Annotated in this window: 9 protein-coding genes and 1 pseudogene; all 10 read left to right on the forward strand. The window is 28.3% G+C overall.

The window, feature by feature from the left end; translation table 11 throughout:
* Nucleotides 1-496: pseudogene (locus tag AJ936_RS05350) on the forward strand (VgrG protein); the annotation flags it as partial.
* Nucleotides 496-2487 (forward strand): DUF6402 family protein, encoded by a 1992-nt coding sequence (locus AJ936_RS05355; protein WP_070210693.1) that lies wholly within the window; start codon nucleotides 496-498, stop codon nucleotides 2485-2487. The pseudogene AJ936_RS05350 and the gene AJ936_RS05355, both read left to right, overlap by 1 nt.
* A gap of 1 nt (nucleotide 2488) precedes the next feature.
* The gene (locus tag AJ936_RS05360; RefSeq protein ID WP_002861575.1) at nucleotides 2489-3100 is read left to right on the forward strand and encodes a hypothetical protein; all 612 of its coding nucleotides are present in this window, start codon (nucleotides 2489-2491) and stop codon (nucleotides 3098-3100) included.
* Between the two features lie 181 nt (nucleotides 3101-3281).
* Entirely contained in the window at nucleotides 3282-3725 is a 444-nt protein-coding gene (locus tag AJ936_RS05370; RefSeq protein WP_002789078.1) for a hypothetical protein, read from the forward strand.
* A gap of 84 nt (nucleotides 3726-3809) precedes the next feature.
* Nucleotides 3810-4553: a lysozyme inhibitor LprI family protein gene (locus tag AJ936_RS05375; protein ID WP_070232946.1), complete on the forward strand. Its 744-nt coding sequence runs from the start codon at nucleotides 3810-3812 to the stop codon at nucleotides 4551-4553.
* 89 nt (nucleotides 4554-4642) lie between these two features.
* Nucleotides 4643-5359 carry a lysozyme inhibitor LprI family protein gene (locus tag AJ936_RS10580; RefSeq protein WP_250540919.1) on the forward strand — a complete coding sequence of 239 codons (717 nt, stop codon included), beginning with the start codon at nucleotides 4643-4645 and terminating at the stop codon, nucleotides 5357-5359.
* 112 nt (nucleotides 5360-5471) lie between these two features.
* Entirely contained in the window at nucleotides 5472-5942 is a 471-nt protein-coding gene (locus tag AJ936_RS05385) for a hypothetical protein (protein ID WP_250606941.1), read from the forward strand.
* Nucleotides 5943-6490: 548 nt separating this feature from the next.
* On the forward strand, nucleotides 6491-7402 hold the full coding sequence (locus tag AJ936_RS10585) for a hypothetical protein (RefSeq protein WP_250606943.1): 912 nt from the start codon (nucleotides 6491-6493) through the stop codon (nucleotides 7400-7402).
* A 425-nt stretch (nucleotides 7403-7827) separates the two neighbouring features.
* Nucleotides 7828-8181, forward strand: coding sequence for a hypothetical protein (locus tag AJ936_RS10590; RefSeq protein WP_193552365.1), 354 nt, complete (start codon nucleotides 7828-7830; stop codon nucleotides 8179-8181).
* Nucleotides 8182-8250: 69 nt separating this feature from the next.
* Nucleotides 8251-8522: bacteriophage T4 gp5 trimerisation domain-containing protein (locus AJ936_RS05400; protein WP_407918711.1), on the forward strand; the 272-nt coding region annotated here is incomplete at its 3' end.

Raw genomic sequence — 8522 nt, forward strand, 5'->3', positions numbered from 1 at the left:
ATTAAGCAATACCTTAAATGTAGGAGTAGATAATAAAGTAAGAGTGGCTAAAAACTCTCATGAGTTTGTAGGAGAAAACAAAGATATAGAAATAGGTGCTAATCAAAACACTATTATTCATAAAGATGAGACAAGAAATGTGAAGGGAAATAAAAAGGAAGTGGTTGAGGGGCATTATGATATTAATATAAAAGAAACATTAAAAATCCAAACAGAAAAAGAGACTTCTATAAGAAGCAAAAATAATCTACTAATCACCACCAATGCTTCAATGGGCTTTGAAACAGATAAAAATAATACCTTTGTATCTGATAATTCATTATCGCAAACAAAAACAGATTATGAAGTAAAAGCAGGCAATCAAATCCTCCACCAAGTAGGCGATACTCAAATTGTTACTAAGGGAGATTATGTGATTATTAAAGCAGGTGGAGTTGAAGTAGTGATAGATTCTAATGGGCTTGTGGTCAAAGGTGGAGAGATTAGGGCAGAGTAATGGAAGCACTTAATCAAAAAAATAGTTTAAATATTAGGCTTTTAAGTTCTAATAATATTCTTCTGCATAATCAAGAATTTAAGCTTTATGAAATAGCACAGGGCAATAAAAATGAAATCAAGACTATTTTTACAACCAATAGAATGGGGGAAGCTCATTTAAATGCTAGTGAAATTTTTAGTAAAGAAGCACAAAGCTTTGAATTAATTTTAAACCAATCTAGTATTTATAAAAACAAACCCATCTATAATCATAGATTTTTATTAAGAAGTTATGAGTATGGGCATTGGTGTGAAATAAAATTTGAAAGAAAGGCAGATAAAGGCTCTATAAACTCTATTAGGCTAAAATCCAAAGAATTTACCTTAGAAAATAATGAAAAAATAGTGCGTAATTTCTATACTTTTGGTGATATAGTAGAATTTGAAGCTATTTATAAGGATGCAAAAATCAAAGAAGAGCAAATTAAATGGGGTTATGTTTTTATTCAGGATAAAAACACCTTAGATAAGTTAAACAAAAACCAATTAACTAATGACAAAAAGGAAAGTTCTTTATTTGATGAAGAAATTTTAAAAGATTGTTTTTATATTGAAAAAGAAGAAGATAAAGCCCTATTATCTTCTTCTATCATTTATAGACATTTAGAAAACAACAAAGCTTATTGTGGAAAACATCTTAGTTTGCAACTACCAAACCCTAAAGACACACAAGAGCAAAAAACACTATTAGTCTTTGCTTATAAAGAAACACCCAATTATAATGCCTCTTATCTTATAAGAATTAATGATTATCCACAAATTACCATTGATTGCACTCTAGCAGAAACACTAAGGGCACATACAAACAAAGATGAAATCTCAAGGCTTGGTTGGGGGGTAAGCTATATCTGTCAAAGATTATGGCATGATAATCCAAGTGATGCTAAAGAATTAAAAGATTTAACCTTTAGAAGCTCTACTTCACAAGATTTTATAGATACTATCCCTAATGAAACAATGAAAACAATAGTAAAGGAGATATTGCCTAGAGTAGAGATGCAACAATTAAAGACTGACAACACAAAATCAAGAGATAAAGCAAGATTTTATGCGGAATTAGATTGGGATAGTTTTTATATGAAGTTTCCTATAATGCAAGAGCTAAAGGGCGAGTATATGAATCTCAAAAAGCTTTTTGGAGAAGAATCTGATTTTCAAAAACAATTCGAAGATTTTCTTAATGATGCTTTACTAGATATAAAAAACATTAAAAACACACAAGAATATACAATGGCACTCAATATCCAAGCAATGAAAGAGAATAAGACGAAGAATGCAGAAGTCTTTAAGCTATATAAAAAAGAGGAAACACTCCCAGAAACTCATAAAGCTATAAAAGACTTACAAAAACCATCAGATATTATCGATAATAGTTTATATTTTCAAAGGTTTGATATAAAAAATGATGTGTTTTTACCGCATTTAGGCTTAAGTAAATTTGATGCATTTTCATTGCAAAACTCCATACAACATGAAAAAGAAGTTTTAGATAAATTCCACTCTAACCCAAAATACAAGCAGAATTTTGCTCTATACTCTATCGCAGGGGCTTTTAATATCTTATATATACCAAGCCTTATACAAATCACGAGAGTTACAAGATTCTATAATTACCATTCTTTATATGCTGCGTGCAAAAAGGTGCGTGCTTTTATCATTGATACTGTGAATTTTAATAATAATGGTAGCGATCAGCCTATTGGGGCATGGGATTATGAGAAGGTAGGATTTGATTTATATAATTCGATAATGCAATACCGAAATACAAAATTTCATTTTAAATATACCTCACCAAAATCATTCTTATTTCCCTTATATAATTCAGACTTTCTAAAAACAAAACAGTATTTTAATCTAGGCTTAGATTTCTTTTTATATAGCTCTACATTTTTGGATATGGATTTTAGTCATACGCAAATGCAAGATACTGCTTTTATAGTGGGGAAGTAAGATGTTTTTTGCTGGTGGTGATTATGAGCCTTTTATATATGGGCTTAGTCTTATTGCATACTATTTTCTACCCCTTTATTGTCTGACGCTTTTATTATATAAATATAAGCCTCAATATGTGAATCTTACTCTACATATTGGAGCTTCAGCGTTGTTATACTTAGCTATGTGGGTAATATTTGTCGATACAACTATTATCAGCCTTTTTGAAATTTTTCAAATGTTTTTAATCCCCATTATCTTGCAAATTATACATCTTACCTTTATACTCTATGCTATTATCTATACTTATTTTGATATGCAAAAGATTTCATTTACAAAGAGACTAGGCAGATATATCGTTTCATTTTTTATTGGGATTGGACTACTTATCCTTTCTTTTGTAATGATGTATGCTATTGGATATTATATCAGCTCATGGTGTGATAGATATTATCTTAAAATCGATGAGAGAAATGAGGCGATTCGCACTATAACTTTTTATGTTCTTGTTGTGGTTTTTCCCAGTATAATTGCACTACTCCTTAGCTATATCCTCTATAAAAATCATAAGTCATTTTTTACTAAGATTCTATATAGAATCTTATCTATGATAGGCAAGGACAAACCATAATGCAAAAACTTATATATCAAAACCACGACTACCAACAAATACAAATCCAACAAACACAGAAACATTTCAATCTTGGTTGTGATTTTATAGTTACAAGCAAAGGTTTTAAAAATATTAAGATTCCAAATAATTTGGATACAAAGAATCTATTGAGGATTATAGTAAAAAGTGAGGCGAGATAATGACTGATGGATTTGGGTTTTTAGCATATGTCTTTACATTGCCTGTATTGATTCTTGGTGGTATATCTTATGTATGTATAGTATTTTTGATAAGATTTCAAAGCTTTTGTGGGTTTGTATGTTCAAAAAGTTTTTGGATTGCTTGGCTTTTTTCATATTATTTATTATTTTTGATTATCTGCATTACTTGTGAATGGGAGTTATTAATAATGTATATCTGTGGTATTTCTTTACCTTTGGTATATTTTTTAAGAAAATTTTTTATGCAATCACATTCAAATCTAGCTCTAAACGAATTTTCATTATGGATTATCCCAATGAGTATTTTCTCTCTTTGTATTCATAGTAGCCTGTGCGTTGCTATTGCATGGATGTTAATATTTTTTCAAACAAATTATGATACCCAAACACTTCAATCTTGGCTTAGATTTCTTTTTATATAGCTCTATATTTTTAGATATTGTGCTAGAGGAGTAGTTATTATGTTTGAAGCGACAAAAAATACAGAGTAAATTAAAGGAGTTCTTATGCAAAAGTTTTTAATAGTTTTAGGATTGTGTTTAATGTTAGCCATTAGTGCTAATGCACAATCCCCAAAAGAAGCCAAACCTAGTTTTGATTGTGCTAAAGCAAGTACAAAAGTAGAAAAGATGATTTGTAATGATAAAAGTGGGGAGTTACAAAAACTTGATAGATTGTATTCTAAACTCTATTTTTCAATACTAAAGAGTATCCCTAAAGATACAAAAGAGGGGCAAAAAACAAGAGAAAAACTGAAATATTTTAATCACTCTGTTATGAGTAATAGAAATATATTTCAATGCTATTTTGTTGCACCATTTGAGACAAAAAAACAAGAAGACCGTCAGTCTAATTATTGCATAAAACAAATTTATTTAGAAGCGATTGCTACTTTAGCTTTTAAAATGATAGATAGTGGAGTTAATAGAGAAAGATGGGGCTTTAATGAAAGAGTGAAAGATTTTGTTGTCCCAATTGAAAACTCTAATGGAACCTACGATATGAACGTAGGGTTTTTATCCAATTATAATCTATTTAACAATTTTTTTGAAAACACTACTCAAAGCATTGTTATAGATTTTATGGCTTACAATATTATGCAGTGGAATTACTTTCTTGTAGATGTTCGGATTAATGAAGCAAATGCAGATTTATTTGATGAAGCGGTAGAAAAATATAAAATATACTATGAGAAGCTCTATCAAGCTTTTACAAAAGATAAAAAACTTAATAAATTATTAGGAAACTAAATGCCAATTAAGACAACAAATTTAAGCTATGAGGAATTTAAAAGCTTACAAATAAATAAAATTAATTTCTATTTAAAGGAGGAGTTCTTATGCAAAAGTTTTTAATAGTTTTAGGACTGTGTTTAATGTTAAGCATTAGTGCTAATGCTCAATCTCCAGAAGAAGCTAAACCTAGCTTTGATTGTGCTAAAGCAAAAAGTAAGGTTGAAAAGATGATTTGTAATGATGAAAGTGGGGAGTTGCAAAAACTTGATAGATATATGGCAAAGACATATAAAGAACTAAGACAGAATCTAAACAAAAATGAGCAAAATAAGCTTTTAACATCGCAACGATTATGGCTTCAAACCCTAAATCAATGCAAATCTAAAGAATGTGTAAAAGAGCTTTTGCAAAATAGAGTTGGAGAATTGCAAAATTACACAGCACACACGGGCAATGTGTGGCTTGGGACTTATACATTACAAGAAAATCTTTATATGGGGAGCTTTACAATAAAAAAGTGTGATAAGTTTAATATTTGTGAAGCTAGATATGAGGCTATCCTAAATAAAAGTGAATTTAATGATATGCACGAATGCGATATAACTTTGAAATTACAGATAAAATCTCAACAAGAAGCTATAGCTTTAAATGATGATAAGGATTTTGCAAATTGTAAAATTTATATTAGGAAAAATCAACAGGGTATTGTACTTATAAGAGATGAGAAAGTATTTAATTCACCCGATTATTTTTGTAGCACAATGTGTGGCAACCAAACGATATTTGAGTGGGGAGATATCTATAAAAAGGAAATGCAATAATGCTTTATGATGTTAAAAAATTAAATGAAAATGATTACAAAAAAGAATGTGCAAAGCTTCTTATTGCTTTTGAAAATTCAAATTATAAACATATATTGCTTAAGGAGAATGTATGAATAATAAAATAGTCATATTGATATTATGTTTAATACAAATACTTTTTGCAAATCAAAACATACAAGAATGGAGTGGTGTATATGGTTTTTCTGAAAATATAGATTCGCAAGATATAGATTTATCAAAAAGTAGGCAACAAATTTTTCGCTTTTTAGAGTGCAATAATGAAATTTGCTTGGCTGAATATGAATCTTTGTATAAATATTCTACTTGCAAAATACACAAATATGATAAATTATTGCACTTAAAAATACTTTCTCCAAATCAAGCAATTTTATATTTAAAAATAAAAGATGAAAATAATGTAGAAAAAATGTGCAAAGTGCTCTTGCAAAAAACACAAAAAGGTTTTAGATCAAAAAATCCTTTGAATGCAATAGAATCTTGTAATATAAGTTTATCTATTTTTAAATCTTGTGGTGCAGGGACTAATCCAGATTGGACTATGGAGTTTATAAAGGAATAATAATGAATATTGAAACTTTAGATGATGAAACTTATGCGATCCTTTTAGGAGTTTTAATTTGTAATATTAAAGTAGATATAAAAAGTTCTTTATTTTAGAGTGGTAATTTTTTAAAGCCTTATGGTGATGGCGGTAAAAGTATAGCCGTTGGTTTTGGATTAGATTTAAAAGTTAATTCTCTAAATACCATCACTTGTTTATATAAAAATATTTTTGGGGATAATTGGCAAATATCTAATGAAGAAAAAGACATTTTAGAAAAACTGCGAACTAATGCAATTACTACAACACAAGCAATTGAAAAACTAGAAAAACTAACAATACTTAGTCTTGATTTAAAAACACAAGATAATGCCTATAAATTATTTTCCCTAACACTGCAATCATATGAAAATAAAATTTCAAAATCTTATGAAAGAATCGCTTTGGTATCTAGGGCTTATAATTATTATGGAGAATTACTTCTAGGAGCCGTTAGGCAACAAAATAGGTTTTTAATTTGGTTTTATTTGCGATATACAACCAACACTTCAAACGGGAGAGAATTATTGGGACTTACAAAAAGGAGATGGTGGGAGTCGGAAATCTTTAAATTATATAATGGAATATCTTTTGAGAATATTTTAGAAATATTTCAGTGTCTCAATATTGTCACATTTAATAAAAAAATAATTTACAAGCATATAGAAGAATATGAAGCAAGAAATTTAACTCAAGAAAATATTCAGATATTTAAGAATGATTCTAAAAATAGAGATCTTGATAAGCATTTTAAATTTACATATGAATACATCACTACCATCCTTAAGCCTCATTTAGATTACCTAAACACCCTCACTCAAAAAAATTTTAGCTTAGATAATATTTATTGTATTGCTAATTATTGTGAGAATTTAGGTGCTAATAAATTGGATAATGTTGCCTTGCTTAATAAAACTTTAAGACAAAAGTTTGAAAAACTAGAAGCAAATACACCCCATAATATTCTTATACTCTATCCAAATCCTACTCCATCTATTATACAAATAAAACAACCTAAAAATACTTTTATTACCCTACTTATAGGAGCAAAAGCAAAAATAGATTGCACTAAATTGATAGAAGATCAATGTGAGCTAATGTATTTAAAATATGATCCAACACAAGAAGAACAACAAGCAATTAATCCACAAGCTTTTTCTTGTAGCACCCAAGAAGAACTTATTTTAAAAAAAGAAAATGAAATATACTTTAAAACAGTAAAAAACAATATATCATATTTTATTAATAAAAACGATGGGATTTTAAAAGTTGCTCTTACTAGCAATGAAGAAAATGCTATAGAATTATACAGTTTTGCTAAAGAAAATCAATTTAAAATTTTACAAGATAAAGCTTCAAAGATGCTAAAAATCTATTTAAAACTAGAAAGATATAGTAGCGAAGAGATTTTATTGCATAGAGGGGAAATTTTGAATTAACACTCAATAATCTTAAGATTTTAGATAAAAATGGAAATAATCATGAAACCATCACTAAAGTATTTCTTCATAATTGTGAGAATAGAAGGATTTATGAAAGTTTAAAGTTAGAGTATCAAGAAGGCATTTATAAGAGCAGTTTCAAGATTGATTTAATTTTAGATGAAAACTCTTCTTTTTTAAAAAGGGCTACAAAATGTATTATAGCTACAAAAACCTTAGAAGGCTTTAGCACAAGTCAAATACATAAAATTGGAAATGTGGCAATAGTCTCTTTAAGTTCTGCAGATAAGCAAGGAGGTTATTATACTTTTACAAATAAAGTAAGCATGCAAGATTTTGGATAAAATCTTTATTTAGATACTGAGACAAATGGGTATGAAAAACAAATAAAAAATTCAAGAAAGAATTTATATATCACAAATTTGAAAGCTTATAAAGAAAAAGAACAGCAAAATACTACTGATAAAATCCCTTACAATAAAACTATTTTTGTTAGAGCTTACTTAAATAATGAGGAGAAATTTTTCTTCGATGAGGCAATTAAATGGGCATATTGTATAAAAAAAGAAGAGGAATTAGAATGTAATCAATCTAAAATTAAAATTTTAGAAAATCTTCAAGGAAATGATATAACCTTTAATACTTCTATGCTTTCACAAGATGATAGGAATAAACTTTATAATATGAATGAAAAATATCAATTAATCTTATTTGCTTATTTTAGCGCACCTGCATTTAAAACAACACAAGGAATAACACATTTAGTGTTAAAATGACTAAAGATTTAAACTATACAAAACAAGGCCATTGAACTTACCCTCTCAAATATAAAAGATAAAGAACAAATTTATTTAAAAGCCCAAAAGGATTATGATGAATTAGTCCAGCATAATTTCACTCAAAGAATCTTAAATGATAAAGATTCTATAGTGGATGGAATTTATAATGAAAGGATTAAAAAGATTCATACTCAAATCATAGACTTAGCTAAAAATGTCAATGTAGGAGGAGAATACTTAACTAATGTAGGCTTATCTAAAGATACCATAGTAGGATTAAGCAATACCTTAAATGTAGGAGTAGATAATAAAGTAAGAGTGGCTAAAAACTCTCATGA

The organism is Campylobacter sp. BCW_6877 (assembly GCF_001762445.1).
Taxonomy (GTDB): domain Bacteria; phylum Campylobacterota; class Campylobacteria; order Campylobacterales; family Campylobacteraceae; genus Campylobacter_D; species Campylobacter_D jejuni.